Source organism: Streptomyces sp. NPDC001351, assembly GCF_042896045.1.
Lineage (GTDB): Bacteria > Actinomycetota > Actinomycetes > Streptomycetales > Streptomycetaceae > Streptomyces.
The window spans coordinates 93,682-108,167 of the sequence record NZ_JBIAWS010000016.1; the positions used below are offsets into that span (position 1 = coordinate 93,682).

The following is a 14,486-nucleotide window of genomic DNA, read 5'->3' on the forward strand; positions in this document are numbered from 1 at the left end:
GTGTTTGGTTCTGTTTGATGATTGATGTGGCTCGAATAGGGAGTCCGCAGTGAAGAAGACCTCGACCCGCCTGGCCGACGGTCGCGAGTTGATCTACTACGACCTGCGCGACGACCACGTGCGCGACGCGGTGGACCACCGGCCGCTGGAACGGACCGTCACGACCTCCGAGATCCGCCGTGACCCGCTGCTCGGCGACGCGATCGCGGTCGCCTCGCACCGCCAGGGCCGCACCTACCACCCGCCGGCCGACGAGTGCCCGCTGTGCCCCTCCCGGGACGGCAGACTGAGCGAGATCCCGGACTCGTCGTACGACGTGGTCGTCTTCGAGAACCGCTTCCCCTCCCTGGCCGGAGACTCCGGCCGCTGCGAGGTCGTCTGCTTCACCTCCGACCACAACGCGTCCTTCGCCGACCTCACCGAGGAGCAGGCCGCGCTGGTCCTGGAGGCATGGACGGACCGTACGTCCGAGCTGTCGCATCTCCCCTCCGTGGAGCAGGTGTTCTGCTTCGAGAACCGGGGCGCGGAGATCGGCGTGACGCTCGGACATCCGCACGGCCAGATCTACGCGTACCCGTTCACGACGCCTCGCACCGCCCTGATGCTGCGCCAGGTCGCCCAGCACAAGGAGGCGACGGGCGGGGAGAACCTCTTCGACGCCGTCCTGCGGAGCGAACTCGCCGGTGAGCGGGTCGTCCTGGAGGGTGAACACTGGCTGGCGTTCGTGCCGTACGCCGCGCACTGGCCGTACGAGGTCCACCTGTACCCCAAGCGCCGCGTGCCGGACCTGCTCGGTCTGGACGAGGAGGCGCGCACAGAGTTCCCCAAGGTCTATCTGGAACTCTTGAGGCGCTTCGACCGGATCTTCGGCGAAGGTGAACCGCCCACGCCCTACATCGCGGCCTGGCACCAGGCCCCGTTCGGTGCGCTGGAGGACTTCGAGGGCGTCAACCGTGACGACTTCGCGCTCCACCTCGAGCTTTTCACCATCCGCCGAACCTCCGGCAAGCTGAAGTTCCTCGCGGGTTCCGAGTCCGGCATGAACGTGTTCATCAACGACGTGCCGCCGGAGCGCGCGGCCGAGCGACTGCGAGAGGTAGCGAGTTGATGAGCGGTAAGTACCTGGTCACCGGGGGCGCGGGCTATGTCGGCAGCGTGGTCGCCCAGCATCTGCTGGAGGCGGGCCACGAGGTCGTCGTGCTCGACAACCTCTCCACGGGCTTCCGGGAGGGTGTCCCGGCCGGTGCCGCCTTCATCGAGGGCGACATCCGCGACGCCGCCAAGTGGCTCGACTCCTCCTTCGACGCGGTCCTGCACTTCGCCGCGTTCTCGCAGGTCGGCGAGTCGGTCGTGAAGCCCGAGAGGTACTGGGACAACAACGTCGCCGGCACGATGGCGCTGCTCGGCGCGATGCGCGAGGCCGGCGTCCGCAAGCTCGTCTTCTCCTCCACGGCCGCCACCTACGGCGAGCCGAAGGAGGTCCCGATCGTCGAGTCGGCGCCCACCTCGCCGACCAACCCCTACGGCGCCTCGAAGCTGGCCGTGGACCACATGATCAGCGGTGAGGCGGCCGCCCACGGTCTGGGCGCGGTCTCGCTGCGCTACTTCAACGTGGCGGGCGCCTACGGCAAGCAGGGCGAGCGCCACGACCCCGAGTCGCACCTCATCCCGCTGGTGCTGCAGGTCGCACAGGGCAGGCGGGACGCCATCTCCGTCTTCGGCGACGACTACCCGACGCCGGACGGCACCTGCGTCCGCGACTACATCCACGTCGCGGACCTGGCCGACGCCCACCTGCTCGCACTGAAGGCCGCCACCCCCGGCGAGCACCTCATCTGCAACCTGGGCAACGGCGAGGGCTTCTCGGTCCGCCAGGTCATCGAGACGGTCCGGCAGGTCACCGGCCACCCGATCCCCGAGGTCGTGGCCCCGCGCCGCGGCGGTGACCCGGCGGTCCTGGTGGCCTCGGCCGCCACCGCCCGCGAGAAGCTGGGCTGGAACCCGTCCCGCGCGGACCTCGCGGGAATCGTCGCGGACGCGTGGGAGTTCGCGCGGGCCATCAGCACAGCAAGGGAGCAGTAGTGGGCGCAGTGCAGGTGCGGGACGGTTTCGTGGAGCTGTACGGAACCGCGCCCGAAGGTGTCTGGTCGGCGCCGGGCCGCGTCAACCTCATCGGTGAGCACACCGACTACAACGACGGCTTCGTGATGCCCTTCGCGCTGCCGCACACGGCGATCGCGGCGGTCTCGCGCCGCACGGACGGCGTCCTGCGCCTGCACTCGGCGGACATCGAGGGTGACGCGGGCGGCGTCGTGGAACTCCGGCTCGACGACCTGGCCCCGGAGGCGGACCACAACTGGACCGCCTACCCGGCGGGCGTCGTCTGGGCCCTGCGCGAGGCCGGCCACGCGGTGACCGGCGCGGACGTCCACCTGTCGTCCACGGTCCCGTCCGGCGCGGGCCTGTCCTCCTCGGCGGCGCTCGAGGTGGTCGTGGCCCTCGCCCTGAACGACCTCTTCGAACTGGGCCTGCAGCGCTGGCAGTTGGCCCGGCTGTGCCAGCGTGCCGAGAACGTCTACGTCGGCGCCCCCACCGGCATCATGGACCAGACGGCCTCCGCCTGCTGCGAGGAGGGCCACGCGCTGTTCCTCGACACCCGGGACCTCTCCCAGAAGCAGATCCCCTTCGACCTGGCCGCTGAGGGCATGCGGCTGCTGGTCGTGGACACCCGCGTCAAGCACGCCCACAGCGACGGCGAGTACGGCAAGCGCCGCGCCGGCTGCGAGCGGGGCGCGGCCCTGCTGGGCGTCGACGCGCTGCGGGACGTCCCGTACACGGAGCTCGACGCCGCGCTGGAGCGGCTGGGCGACGACGAGGAGGCGGTTCGCCTGGTCCGTCACATCGTCACGGAGGACGAGCGGGTGGAGAAGGTCGTCGCCCTGCTGGAGGCGGGCGAGACCCGGGCGATCGGCCCGGTTCTGATCGCCGGGCACGCATCCCTGCGCGACGACTTCCGCATCTCCTGCCCGGAGCTGGACCTGGTCGTCGACACGGCTCTCGCCTCCGGCGCTCTCGGCGCCCGTATGACCGGCGGCGGCTTCGGCGGCTCGGCGATCGTCCTCGCGGAGGCGGCCGACGTGGACACCATCACCAAGGCGGTCGAGGAGGCGTTCGCCTCCAGCGGTTACGCGGCTCCGAGGGTGTTCGAGGCGGTGCCTTCGGCGGGAGCACGCAGGCTCAGCTGAGCCGCTTCGTCAGCGTGTATTCGGTGATCCCCGGCGGATAGTCGGGGATCACGCACACCACGTCGTACCCCTGCTTCCGGTAGAACCCCGGCGCCTGGAAGTCCCAGGTCTCCAGCCGGGCCGAGGTGCAGCCCCGCTCGTCGTGGGCGATCCGTTCCGCCTCCGCCAGCAGCCGTGAGCCCAGACCCGCGCCCCGCCATCGCTCGTCGACCCACAGGTAGGCGACGTGCAGCCACGTCGTCCAGGTGTGGCCCACCAGGCCCGCGGCCAGCTCGTCCCGCTCGTCCAACACCCAGACGTGGAGCGGATGTTCACGTTCGGCCGGGGTGCCGCGCAGCGCGCGCAGCACGGGGGAGGCCTTTGTGTTGGTGTCGCGCAGCCGGGAACGGAGAAGATCGCGCCGGGTCCTGTCGACTTCTGTCTCAAGACGAAACATGCGGCTCACGATAAACGCGCCGGCCAGCCAGTTCTGCAAATTACCTTCCGCTCCTGGCCCCCGGCCGTACGCTGATGAACAGCACCGGTGGGGGCCGGTGCCGATCAGGGGGCGAGACAGTCGGGTACGACACCCGAAGTGGGGGTAGCAGTTCCGCACAGCGGCGGCCGTGCGGTGTGCCGTTCCGGTTCCAGGTGGTCACAGACGACCTGGGATGCTTCGGGTGCCGTACCTGCGCCCGTGCCGTCTCCCGACAATGGGGTATCCCCTGCTCTTGGAGAGCTTGGGGAAGGGGGTTTCGTGGTTCGCATCCGAGTCCTGGTCGTCGACGACCATCGCATCTTCGCCGAGTCGCTCGCCGCCGCTCTTGCGGCCGAGCCCGACGTCGACGTCTCCGCGGCCGGCAGCGGTCCCGCCGCGCTGCGCAGCCTGGAGCGTGCGGCGGCCGAGGGCCGCCGGTTCGACGTGCTGCTCGTCGACTCCGACCTGGGCGGCAACGTGCCGGGCGTACGGCCCGCCGTGCCCGTCCAGGAAGGCAATGAGGAGGGGCTGGTCGACGGGATCTCGCTGGTCGCCGGCGTGCGTTCCGGGCAGCCGGGCGTACGGATCGTCGTCCTCGCCGAGAAGGACGATCCGCGGCGCGCCGCGCTCGCCCTGCAGGCCGGGGCCTCCGGCTGGGTCGCCAAGGACTGCTCGCTGTCCCGGCTGCTCAATGTCATCCGGGGCGTCCTGCGCGACGAGACCCATCTGCCGCCCGCGCTGCTCACGGGCGTCCTCAGGGAGCTGACGGCCGCGCGCAAGCACCGCACCGAGAGCGAGCGGCTGGTGGAGTCCCTCACGCCGAGGGAGCGGGAAGTGCTGCGGTGCATGGTCGCAGGACTGGGGCGCAAGGCCGTCGCCGAGCGCCTGTTCCTCTCCCCGCACACCGTCCGCACCCATATGCAGAACGTCCTCGGGAAGCTTGGCGTGCACAGCACGCTGGCCGCCGTCGCGCTCGCGCGGCGCGCGGGGGTCGGACCCGTCGACCTTGGGCCTGCGGGCCGGGTGGAGGAGAGCACCAGCGCCTGACCAACACCGCTGAGCGGCGGCGCCCCTGAAGGGGCGCGGGGCTGTATCGATATGCGGCTCCGCCGCGTGGGCGCGACCAGCCACAACGGCGCGGCAGTCGAACAACGGCCCACCGCGGCACTACCCGAACGGCGCCCCCGCGGAGCGCTCAGCCCGGGATGTTGTCGAACGGAGCGGTCAGCTGCCGCAACAGCCCCGCGAGTTCACCGCGCTGGGCACGCGACAGCTCGGCGAGGATCGCGCGCTCCTGGTCGAGCAGTCCGGCCAGGGCCTGGTCCGCGCGGTCCCGGCCCTCGTCCGTCAGCCGCACCAGCACACCGCGGCGGTCGCTCGGGTCGGGCAGCCGCTCCACCAGGCCCTTCTTTGCCAGGCGGTCGATGCGGTTCGTCATCGTGCCCGAGGTGACCAGGGTCTGCGTCAGCAGCTGCCCCGGCGAGAGCTGGTACGGCGTGCCCGCGCGCCTGAGGGCCGTCAGCACGTCGAACTCCCAGGGCTCCAGGCTGTGCTCGGCGAAGGCCAGCCGACGCGCCCGGTCCAGATGCCGGGCCAGTCTGCTCACCCGGCTGAGCACCTCGAGCGGTTCCACGTCGAGGTCCGGACGCTCCCGGCGCCACGCTGCGACCAGTCGATCGACCTCGTCCTCCATGACGATCAGTGTAGTGGTTGTGTCGATGTGAAGTCTCTTGACATCAAGTCTCTTGACATCGAGAGAATTCGCCGGGGAAGGTAGGAGACATGAGCACCCCCACCTGGGACCCCACCCAGTACCTCCGCCACGCCGGCCACCGCGCCCGCCCCTTCGCCGACCTCCTCGCCCGCGTCCCGGCCCTGCCCACCGACCCGCCCCGCATCGCCGACCTCGGCTGCGGCCCCGGCAACGTCACCGTCCTCCTGGCCGACCGCTGGCCCGCCGCCCACATCACCGGCTACGACAACTCGCCGGAGATGCTCGACAAGGCGCACGTCGACCACGCAGGACCCACCCCCGGCGGCGGCCGCCTCGACTTCGCCCCCGCCGACGCCCGCACCTGGGCGCCCGACGAGCCGTACGACCTGATCGTCAGCAACGCCACCCTCCAGTGGGTCCCCGGCCATGCCCAGCGCTTCGGGGAGTGGATCGCGGGACTGAAGCCAGGCGGCACCTTCGCCTTCCAGGTCCCCGGCAACTACGGCGCCCCCAGCCACCGGCTCATGCGCGAACTCGCCCACTCCCCCCGCTGGAAGGACCGCCTCGCCGACACCCTCCGCCATGACGACGCCGTCCTCGCGCCCGAGACCTACCTGGAGCAGCTGACCGCCCTCGGCTGCGCGGCGGACGTCTGGGAGACGACGTACGTCCATCTCCTGACCGGCGAGGACCCGGTGCTCGACTGGGTGAAGGGCACCGGCCTGCGACCGGTCCTGACCGCCCTCGCCGACGACCCGGAGGCCCGGGACGCCTTCCTGGACGAGTACCGGACGGCCCTGCGGGAGGCCTACCCGGCCGGGGCGCACGGTACGGCGTTCCCGTTCCGCCGGATCTTCGCCGTGGCCCGCAGGGAGGCATGAGCCGTGATCACCGCCATCGACCACGTCCAGCTCGCCGCACCGCCCGGCTCCGAGGACCGGCTGCGCGCGTACTACGTCGGCGTCCTCGGGATGACCGAGATCCCCAAGCCGCCGGTGCTCGCGGCGCGGGGCGGGTGCTGGTTCCAGGCGGGTGCCGTGCAGCTGCACCTGGGGATCGAGGCTGCCCCCGCCGGAGGCGGAAAATGTCACTGCCGGCCCGCGAAGAAGGCCCACCCCGGGCTGCGGGTCACCGGCATCGAGCGGTACGCCGCCCGGCTGCGGACTCACGGCGCGCAGGTGGAGTGGGACGAGAACCTGCCGGGCCACCGGCGCTTCTACTCCGAGGATCCCGTCGGCAACCGGCTGGAGTTCCTCGAACCGGTGACCGCTGTTTGAGCCCGCCCGCGACGGTCACCCGCTGAGGTGACATCGACGCCGAACCCGGCAAGGGGTGAGAAACGTGGCGAAGGAAGAGAAGACCAGGGGCAAGAAGGAACAGCTGAAGGGCAAGGCCAAGGAAGCGACGGGTCGCGCCGTGGGGAACGAGCGGATGACCGCCGAAGGCAAGGCCGACCAGATGAAGGGCGACGCCCGCCAGGCGAAGGAGAAGGGCAAGGACGTCTTCAAGCACTGAGCGGGCCGCACCCCAGGGCGCCGGAGTCAGCTCTTCCGGCGCCCGATCAGGTGCGGCTTGGCCTCCAGCCCGTCCAGGCCGTGCCACGCCAGGTTCACCAGATGCGCCGCCACCTCCGCCTTCTTCGGACGGCGCACGTCCAGCCACCACTGACCGGTCAGGGCGACCATGCCCACCAGGGCCTGCGCATACAGCGGAGCCAGCTTCGGGTCGAAGCCGCGCAACTTGAACTCGCGGCCCAGGATGTCCTCCACCTGGGTGGCGATGTCCGAGATCAACGAGGCGAAGGAACCCGTCGACTGCGGGATGGGCGAGTCACGGACCAGGATGCGGAAACCGTCCGTGTACTCCTCGATGTAGTCCAGCAGCGCGAACGCCGCCTGCTCACACAGCTCCCGCGGATGGCCGGCCGTCAGAGAGCTGGTCACCATGTCCAGCAGGCGCCGCATCTCACGGTCCACCACCACCGCGTACAGCCCCTCCTTGCCGCCGAAGTGCTCGTACACCACAGGCTTGGACACCCCGGCCTTCGCCGCGATCTCCTCCACCGACGTGCCCTCGAAGCCCTTCGCGGCAAAAAGGGTGCGACCGATCTCGAGCAGCTGCTGGCGGCGCTCGGCTCCCGTCATCCGGGTGCGCCGCGCTCGCCGCGGCTTCTCATTCGTCGGGGTGCTGCTGGAGTCGGTCGCCACAGCGTCAATCATGCCGCCTGCGCCGACTCCTTCCGGGGCTCGGAGCCCTCCTGGCCGGTGTTACGGCGTGAATCGATACGCGAGCGTGACGGCCAGCGCACGTCGTACGCCCAGCCGAACGCCTCGAACCAGCGGATGATGCGCGCCGAGGAGTCCAGCTGCCACCGCTCCACACCGTGCCGCGCGGAGGTCGGGTCGGCGTGGTGCAGGTTGTGCCAGGACTCGCCGCAGGACAGCACCGCGAGCCACCACACGTTGCCCGAACGGTCACGCGACTTGAAGGGCCGCTTGCCCACCGCATGGCAGATCGAGTTGATCGACCAGGTCACATGGTGCAGCAGAGCCACCCGAACGAGTGAGCCCCAGAAGAACCCGGTGAACGCGCCCCACCAGGACATCGTCGCCAGACCGCCGATCAGCGGCGGCAGAGCCAGCGACAGCGCCGTCCAGAACACGAACTGGCGGGAGATCGCCCGGATCGCCGGGTCCTTGATCAGATCCGGCGCGTACTTGTCCTGCGGCGTCTGCTCCTCGTCGAACATCCAGGCGATGTGCGCCCACCACAGGCCCTTCATCAGCGCCGGAACCGTCTCCCCGAAACGCCACGGGGAGTGCGGATCGCCCTCCGCGTCCGAGAACTTGTGGTGCTTGCGGTGGTCCGCCACCCAGCGGACCAGGGGCCCCTCCACCGCCAGCGACCCCATGATCGCGAGCGCGATCCGCAGAGGACGCCTGGCCTTGAAGGAGCCGTGCGTGAAGTACCGGTGGAAACCGATCGTGATGCCGTGACAGCCCAGGTAGTAGAAGAAAACCAGCATGCCGAGGTCCAGCCAGCTCACCCCCCATCCCCACGCCAGCGGCACCGCGGCGACCAGCGCGAGGAACGGGACGGTGATGAAGAGCAGCAGCGTGATCTGCTCGATCGAGCGCTTCTGCTCCCCGCCCAGCGTGGCGGAGACGGACGTGTCGCCGGTCGCCTTCGGGGCGTCTTCGATCACATCGGAGCTTGTGGTCATGGGCGTCCCCTGTGGGGTCGAGTGGTTGAGGGTGAGATGCGGGGTGGCCATCGAAACCGTGCCCGGATTCCGTTACGGCCGTCCCTACGGTTCCGTAACCTACGGCGTCGTAAGTATGGCAGCGAGTCACCCGGCGGCAAGAGCCCGAAATCATGCGCGTCCGCATGGACACCTATCCTGGAGTCGGTCGGACAGCGCGGTCCGCTCTGATTCCTTTCCCGGATGTCAGGGCCGTATGCGGCGCCCGCCGCGCGGCCCCGGACGCCGGGTTCCCCTCCCGGACGAGCTTCAACACTGCAAGGAGCCGCACCTGTGAGCAGTGCCGACGACCAGACCACGACGACGAGCAGCGAACTGCGCGCCGACATCCGGCGGCTGGGCGACCTCCTCGGCGAGACCCTCGTGAGGCAGGAGGGCCCCGAGCTGCTGGAACTCGTCGAAAAGGTCCGCCGCCTCACCCGCGAGGACGGAGAGGCAGCCGCCGAACTGCTGCGCGGCACCGACCTGACGACCGCCGCCAAGCTGGTCCGCGCCTTCTCCACCTACTTCCACCTCGCCAACGTCACCGAACAGGTCCACCGCGGCCGCGAACTGCGCGCCAAGCGCGCCGCCGAGGGCGGCCTGCTGGCCCGTACCGCCGACCGGCTCAAGGACGCCGACCCCGAGCACCTGCGCCAGACGGTCCGCCACCTCAATGTGCGCCCCGTGTTCACGGCGCACCCCACCGAGGCCGCGCGCCGGTCGGTCCTCAACAAGCTCCGGCGCATCGCCGCACTCCTGGAGACCCCGGTCATCGAGTCCGACCGCCGCCGCTACGACACCCGACTGGCCGAGAACATCGACCTCGTATGGCAGACCGACGAACTCCGCGTCGTCCGCCCCGAACCCGCCGACGAGGCCCGCAACGCCATCTACTACCTCGACGAACTGCACGCCGGCGCCGTCGGCGACGTCCTGGAGGACCTCACCGCCGAACTGGAGCGCGTCGGCGTCAAGCTCCCCGACGACACCCGCCCCCTCACCTTCGGCACCTGGATCGGCGGCGACCGCGACGGCAACCCCAACGTCACCCCCCAGGTCACCTGGGACGTCCTGATCCTCCAGCACGAACACGGCATCAACGACGCCCTGGAACTCATCGACGAACTCCGCGGCTTCCTGTCGAACTCCATCCGCTACACCGGCGCCACCCAGGAACTCCTCGACTCCCTCCAGGCCGACCTGGAGCTGCTGCCGGAGATCAGCCCCCGCTACAAGCGCCTCAACGCCGAGGAGCCCTACCGCCTCAAGGCCACCTGCATCCGGCAGAAGCTGGAGAACACCAAGCAGCGCCTCGCCAAGGGCACCCCGCACGAGACGGGCCGCGACTACCTCGGCACCAGCGAGCTCCTTCAGGACCTCACCCTCATCCAGACCTCCCTGCGCGAGCACCGCGGCGGCCTCTTCGCCGACGGCCGCATGAACCGCACCATCCGCACCCTCGCCGCCTTCGGCCTCCAGCTCGCCACCATGGACGTACGCGAACACGCCGACGCCCACCACCACGCCCTCGGCCAGCTCTTCGACCGCCTCGGCGAGGAGTCCTGGCGCTACGCCGACATGCCCCGCGACTACCGGGCCAAGCTCCTCGCCAAGGAACTCAGGTCCAGGAGGCCCCTGGCTCCCACCCCGGCGCCCGTGGACGCGTCCGGTGAGAAGACCCTCGGTGTCTTCCAGACCGTCAAGCGGGCCCTGGAGGTCTTCGGACCCGAGGTCGTCGAGTCGTACATCATCTCCATGTGCCAGGGCGCCGACGACGTCTTCGCCGCCGCCGTCCTCGCCCGCGAGGCCGGCCTCATCGACCTGCACGCCGGCTGGGCCAAGATCGGCATCGTGCCCCTCCTGGAGACCACCGACGAACTCAAGGCCGCCGACACCATCCTCGAGGACATGCTCTCCGACCCCTCCTACCGGCGCCTGGTCGCGCTGCGCGGAGACGTCCAGGAGGTCATGCTCGGCTACTCCGACTCCTCCAAGTTCGGCGGCATCACCACCAGCCAGTGGGAGATCCACCGCGCCCAGCGCCGCCTGCGCGACGTCGCCCACCGCTACGGGGTGCGCCTGCGCCTCTTCCACGGCCGCGGCGGCACCGTCGGCCGCGGCGGCGGCCCCTCCCACGACGCGATCCTCGCCCAGCCCTGGGGCACCCTCGAAGGCGAGATCAAGGTCACCGAACAGGGCGAGGTCATCTCCGACAAGTACCTCGTACCGTCCCTGGCCCGCGAAAACCTCGAACTCACCGTCGCCGCCACCCTCCAGGCCTCCGCCCTGCACACCGCCCCCCGCCAGTCCACCGAGGCCCTCGCCCGCTGGGACGCCGCCATGGACGTCGTCTCCGACGCCGCCCACACCGCCTACCGCCGCCTCGTCGAAGACCCCGACCTGCCCGCCTACTTCCTCGCCTCCACCCCCGTCGACCAGCTCGCCGACCTCCACCTGGGCTCCCGGCCCTCCCGCCGCCCCGGCTCCGGAGTCTCCCTCGACGGCCTGCGCGCCATCCCCTGGGTCTTCGGCTGGACCCAGTCCCGCCAGATCGTCCCCGGCTGGTTCGGCGTCGGCTCCGGCCTCAAGGCGCTGCGCGAGGCGGGCCTGGACACCGTGCTCGACGAGATGCACGAACAGTGGCACTTCTTCCGCAACTTCATCTCCAACGTCGAGATGACCCTCGCCAAGACCGACCTGCGGATCGCCTCGCACTACGTCGACACCCTCGTCCCGGACGAGCTCAAGCACGTCTTCGACACCATCAAGGCCGAGCACGAACTCACCGTCCGAGAGGTCCTCAAGGTCACCGGAGAGCAGGAACTCCTGGACGCCGCCCCGGTGCTGAAGCAGACCTTCACCATCCGCGACGCCTACCTGGACCCCATCTCCTACCTCCAGGTCACCCTCCTCAAGCGCCAGCGCGACGCCGCAGCCACCGGCGAACAGCCCGACCCACTGCTCTCCCGCGCCCTCCTGCTCACCGTCAACGGCGTCGCAGCCGGCCTGCGCAACACCGGCTGACACCCCGCACACATGAGAGTGCCCCCCGGCTCGTCAGAAGCCGGGGGGCACCCTCATGCCATACGTCAGGCCTTGCGCCGACGCACCACCAGATAACCGCCACCGGCCACCAGAACGGCCGCGACACCCGAGAGCAGGCCCACCGGAGCACCGTTGCCCGTCTCGGCCAGGTCACCGCCGGAACCACCCCGCGGGGACGCGGAAGCGGACGCAGACCCCGGCGAAGGCGCGGAAGAAGACGAAGACCCGGCGGACTCGGACGCCGACGAAGACGGAGACGCGGAAGAAGACGCCGAGGAAGACGCCGACGGAGAAGGCGTGGAACCGCCGCCACCCTGCTCGTCCTTGCAGTCCGTCCAGAACACCTTGTGCTTGGCGGAGCCCTTCTCACCGTCGAAGTTCCAGAACAGCTTGTAGTGCCCGTCGGGCAGCGACAGGTCCGCCGTACGGCCATGACCCTCGGTGTCGAGCGTGATGGCGCCGGTCTTCACCGTCTTGCCCTTCACACCGGCCGTCGGAGCCCAGGCCTCGATGTGCCAGTCGACCTGCTGGACCGCGTCAAAACCGAACGCGTCCAGATAGAACGTGCAGACGTGCGGCTCGTTCTGCTTCAGCTCCTCGCCGGTGGTGGCGTCATGGATCTTCACAGTCCCGTTGTCACCGGGAACAGTGGCGTGAGCGGCAACAGGCGCCGAGAACAGCGCCGCCGCGGCGACGGCGGTCAGAGCGCCGGCGCGGGTGAGGGTACGCATGGGGCAAGTCCATCTTCGAGTTACGGACGGGAAGATGTGGAGGGGGCGGCTCAGCATCCAGCCACGACTGACCCAAGGTCAATCACGAACAGACAACACTCACGCTCTCCACAAGACGGAGAACGGGAAAACCCGTCAGACAGTCACGAAAGCAGCCGTCAGCAACACGACCCCCGACCCCGCCATGACCCACCCGGCCCGCGTCCGCCCCAGCCCCCCGGCCACCACCACCGAAGCCAGCAGCAACGCCCCACCGAACGGGACCCACGCATACAGGATCCCCGCCGGCCCCGACCGCACGACCTCATCGCTGCCCGGCTTCACCACCACCGAGTACGTCTGCCCCTTGCGCACCGCGACCGTCTTCTCGATGACCACCCGGTCACGACCCGAAGAACCCTGCGAAATCGGCGTATAGCGGCCCGAACACGAATCGTCCCCGCACCGCGCCACCTCGATCGTGCCGCGCTCCCGCCCCTTCGTGAGCATCACATACGGAGCCGTCCGCCACGACGCCCACACCCCGGCGATCAGAATCACCACCGCAACCACACCCATCGCCGCAAACCGCCCGAACCGCAAAGCGGCGACCGAGACCCGGTACGAAACCTGACGGGACGAGGCGGCAGAGGCAGGCATGGCCGGGATCATTGGCCATGCCCCCACACCAGGTCAACTCCGGTGGGGGACAAGTCAGGAGTTGTACGTGCTTTGCGCCCGCTCCAACCCCTCGATCACCAGACACTCCACCGCATCCGCCGCCCGGTCCACGAAGTAGTCCAGCTCCTTGCGCTCCGCAGAGGAGAAATCCTTCAGCACAAAATCGGCGACCTGCATACGACCAGGAGGCCGCCCGATCCCGAACCGCACCCGGTGATACTCCGCCCCGAACGCCTTCGTCATCGACTTCAACCCGTTGTGCCCGTTGTCCCCACCACCGAGCTTCAGACGAAGAACGCCGTAATCGATGTCCAACTCGTCATGCACGGCCACCACGTTCGCCACCGGCACCTTGTAGAAATCCCGCAGCGCGTTCACCGGACCGCCGGAGAGATTCATGTACGACATCGGCTTCGCCAGAACCACCCGCCGGTTCGCCGGACCCACAGGCCCGATCCGCCCCTCCACGACCTGCGCCTGCGCCTTCCCCGCACGCTTGAACCTCCCCCCGATCCGCTCGGCCAGCAAATCCGCCACCATGAACCCGACGTTGTGCCGGTTCATCGCATACTCGGGCCCGGGATTCCCGAGGCCGACGATCAGCCAGGGGGCATTGGCAGGGGTGGTCACGTCCATGTCTCCTTATGCGGCAGCCGCTGCCTCCCCCAAGGGAAGGCAGCGGCTGGACAGCTACCGCTGTGGGCAGTCGTTCCGCAAGGCGGAACGGGTGGGCACAGCCTGCAGCGCCGGGCGCTTCGAGGCGGGGCCCAGGAAAACTCAGGCCTCGGCGACCTCTTCGCCCGCGGCCTCCTCGCCCTCCGCAGCCTCCTCGGCCTGCGAGGCCAGGACCTGAAGGACGACAGCGTCCTCCTCGACGGCCAGCGTGGTGCCCTTCGGCAGCGTGATGTCCTTGGCGAGGATGGAGGCACCGGCCTCCAGGCCCTCGACGGAGACGGTGACGGCCTCGGGGATGTGCGTGGCCTCGGTCTCGACCGGCAGCGCGTTCAGGACGTGCTCCAGCAGGTTGCCACCCGGGGCCAGCTCGCCCTCGGTGTGCACCGGGATCTCGACCGTGACCTTCTCGCCACGCTTGACCAGCAGCAGGTCCACGTGCTCAAGGAAACCCTTGATCGGGTCACGCTGAACCGACTTCGGGATCGCCAGCTCGTTCGTCTTGCCGTCGATGTCCAGAGAGATCAGGACGTTCGGCGTACGCAGCGCAAGCAGCAGGTCGTGACCCGGAAGGGTCAGGTGCAGCGGGTCGGAACCGTGACCGTACAGAACACCGGGAACCTTGCTGTCACGACGGATACGACGGGCAGCACCCTTACCGAACTCGGTACGGGTCTCGGCGGTGAGCTTCACCTCGGACATGATCACTCCTCGTACA

Annotated in this window: 16 protein-coding genes; 8 read left to right on the forward strand and 8 right to left on the reverse strand. The window is 69.6% G+C overall.

All coding sequences use genetic code 11. From position 1 onward, the window contains the following. Positions 1-49 precede the first annotated feature (49 nt). From galT to galK, 3 genes are read left to right on the forward strand one after another with little or no spacing between them, the layout of a single operon-like run. Positions 50-1,108 (forward strand): galactose-1-phosphate uridylyltransferase, encoded by a 1,059-nt coding sequence (gene galT, locus ACFY1U_RS41430; protein ID WP_390699214.1) that lies wholly within the window; start codon positions 50-52, stop codon positions 1,106-1,108. Then, entirely contained in the window at positions 1,108-2,082 is a 975-nt protein-coding gene (gene galE, locus ACFY1U_RS41435; RefSeq protein ID WP_390699215.1) for a UDP-glucose 4-epimerase GalE, read from the forward strand. The genes galT and galE overlap by 1 nt, the downstream gene beginning before the upstream one ends. Continuing rightward, positions 2,082-3,245, forward strand: a complete 1,164-nt coding sequence (gene galK / locus ACFY1U_RS41440; RefSeq protein ID WP_390699216.1) for a galactokinase — start codon at positions 2,082-2,084, stop codon at positions 3,243-3,245. Before galE ends, galK begins: the two co-directional genes overlap by 1 nt. Here galK and ACFY1U_RS41445 read toward each other — a convergent pair. Beyond that, entirely contained in the window at positions 3,238-3,681 is a 444-nt protein-coding gene (locus ACFY1U_RS41445; RefSeq protein ID WP_390699217.1) for a GNAT family N-acetyltransferase, read from the reverse strand. The genes galK and ACFY1U_RS41445 overlap by 8 nt on opposite strands. A 300-nt stretch (positions 3,682-3,981) precedes the next feature. Between ACFY1U_RS41445 and ACFY1U_RS41450 the strand changes: the two genes are divergently transcribed. After that, positions 3,982-4,749, forward strand: coding sequence for a response regulator transcription factor (locus ACFY1U_RS41450; RefSeq protein WP_344402194.1), 768 nt, complete (start codon positions 3,982-3,984; stop codon positions 4,747-4,749). Between the two features lie 148 nt (positions 4,750-4,897). On the opposite strand, the gene tamR is transcribed toward ACFY1U_RS41450, so the two are convergent. After that, positions 4,898-5,395 carry a MarR family transcriptional regulator TamR gene (tamR, locus tag ACFY1U_RS41455; RefSeq protein WP_030941878.1) on the reverse strand — a complete coding sequence of 166 codons (498 nt, stop codon included), beginning with the start codon at positions 5,393-5,395 and terminating at the stop codon, positions 4,898-4,900. 89 nt (positions 5,396-5,484) lie between these two features. Between tamR and ACFY1U_RS41460 the strand changes: the two genes are divergently transcribed. From ACFY1U_RS41460 to ACFY1U_RS41470, 3 genes are all read left to right on the forward strand, one after another. Continuing rightward, positions 5,485-6,297, forward strand: a complete 813-nt coding sequence (locus ACFY1U_RS41460; RefSeq protein WP_390699218.1) for a trans-aconitate 2-methyltransferase — start codon at positions 5,485-5,487, stop codon at positions 6,295-6,297. A gap of 3 nt (positions 6,298-6,300) precedes the next feature. After that, complete coding sequence (locus ACFY1U_RS41465; protein ID WP_390699219.1) at positions 6,301-6,693, forward strand: VOC family protein; 393 nt, start codon at positions 6,301-6,303, stop codon at positions 6,691-6,693. A 64-nt stretch (positions 6,694-6,757) separates the two neighbouring features. Then, positions 6,758-6,931 (forward strand): CsbD family protein, encoded by a 174-nt coding sequence (locus tag ACFY1U_RS41470; protein ID WP_115913476.1) that lies wholly within the window; start codon positions 6,758-6,760, stop codon positions 6,929-6,931. A 26-nt stretch (positions 6,932-6,957) separates the two neighbouring features. On the opposite strand, the gene ACFY1U_RS41475 is transcribed toward ACFY1U_RS41470, so the two are convergent. Beyond that, positions 6,958-7,635 carry a TetR/AcrR family transcriptional regulator gene (locus ACFY1U_RS41475; protein ID WP_365843936.1) on the reverse strand — a complete coding sequence of 226 codons (678 nt, stop codon included), beginning with the start codon at positions 7,633-7,635 and terminating at the stop codon, positions 6,958-6,960. Further along, positions 7,632-8,639: an acyl-CoA desaturase gene (locus ACFY1U_RS41480; protein WP_390699220.1), complete on the reverse strand. Its 1,008-nt coding sequence runs from the start codon at positions 8,637-8,639 to the stop codon at positions 7,632-7,634. The genes ACFY1U_RS41475 and ACFY1U_RS41480 overlap by 4 nt, the downstream gene beginning before the upstream one ends. Before the next feature lie 312 nt (positions 8,640-8,951). Between ACFY1U_RS41480 and ppc the strand changes: the two genes are divergently transcribed. Further along, positions 8,952-11,684 (forward strand): phosphoenolpyruvate carboxylase, encoded by a 2,733-nt coding sequence (gene ppc, locus ACFY1U_RS41485; protein WP_390699221.1) that lies wholly within the window; start codon positions 8,952-8,954, stop codon positions 11,682-11,684. Positions 11,685-11,749: 65 nt separating this feature from the next. On the opposite strand, the gene ACFY1U_RS41490 is transcribed toward ppc, so the two are convergent. From ACFY1U_RS41490 to ACFY1U_RS41505, 4 genes are all read right to left on the reverse strand, one after another. Next, a complete protein-coding gene (locus tag ACFY1U_RS41490; RefSeq protein WP_390699222.1) occupies positions 11,750-12,436 on the reverse strand; it encodes an LPXTG cell wall anchor domain-containing protein in 687 nt (228 codons plus the stop codon). Positions 12,437-12,571: 135 nt separating this feature from the next. After that, positions 12,572-13,087, reverse strand: coding sequence for a hypothetical protein (locus tag ACFY1U_RS41495; RefSeq protein WP_390699223.1), 516 nt, complete (start codon positions 13,085-13,087; stop codon positions 12,572-12,574). A gap of 42 nt (positions 13,088-13,129) precedes the next feature. Next, entirely contained in the window at positions 13,130-13,732 is a 603-nt protein-coding gene (gene pth, locus ACFY1U_RS41500; protein WP_390699224.1) for an aminoacyl-tRNA hydrolase, read from the reverse strand. A 141-nt stretch (positions 13,733-13,873) separates the two neighbouring features. After that, positions 13,874-14,470 carry a 50S ribosomal protein L25/general stress protein Ctc gene (locus ACFY1U_RS41505; protein ID WP_390699225.1) on the reverse strand — a complete coding sequence of 199 codons (597 nt, stop codon included), beginning with the start codon at positions 14,468-14,470 and terminating at the stop codon, positions 13,874-13,876. Positions 14,471-14,486: the final 16 nt, after the last annotated feature.

Bases quoted from the DNA above. Each gene is read 5' to 3' on its own strand.
- galE (WP_390699215.1), top strand. From the start codon at position 1,108: ATGAGCGGTAAGTACCTGGTCACCGGGGGCGCGGGCTATGTCGGCAGC.
- ACFY1U_RS41445 (WP_390699217.1), bottom strand. From the start codon at position 3,681: ATGTTTCGTCTTGAGACAGAAGTCGACAGGACCCGGCGCGATCTTCTC.
- tamR (WP_030941878.1), bottom strand. From the start codon at position 5,395: ATGGAGGACGAGGTCGATCGACTGGTCGCAGCGTGGCGCCGGGAGCGT.
- ACFY1U_RS41460 (WP_390699218.1), top strand. From the start codon at position 5,485: ATGAGCACCCCCACCTGGGACCCCACCCAGTACCTCCGCCACGCCGGC.
- ACFY1U_RS41475 (WP_365843936.1), bottom strand. From the start codon at position 7,635: ATGATTGACGCTGTGGCGACCGACTCCAGCAGCACCCCGACGAATGAG.
- ACFY1U_RS41480 (WP_390699220.1), bottom strand. From the start codon at position 8,639: ATGACCACAAGCTCCGATGTGATCGAAGACGCCCCGAAGGCGACCGGC.
- ACFY1U_RS41490 (WP_390699222.1), bottom strand. From the start codon at position 12,436: ATGCGTACCCTCACCCGCGCCGGCGCTCTGACCGCCGTCGCCGCGGCG.
- ACFY1U_RS41495 (WP_390699223.1), bottom strand. From the start codon at position 13,087: ATGATCCCGGCCATGCCTGCCTCTGCCGCCTCGTCCCGTCAGGTTTCG.
- pth (WP_390699224.1), bottom strand. From the start codon at position 13,732: ATGGACGTGACCACCCCTGCCAATGCCCCCTGGCTGATCGTCGGCCTC.
- ACFY1U_RS41505 (WP_390699225.1), bottom strand. From the start codon at position 14,470: ATGTCCGAGGTGAAGCTCACCGCCGAGACCCGTACCGAGTTCGGTAAG.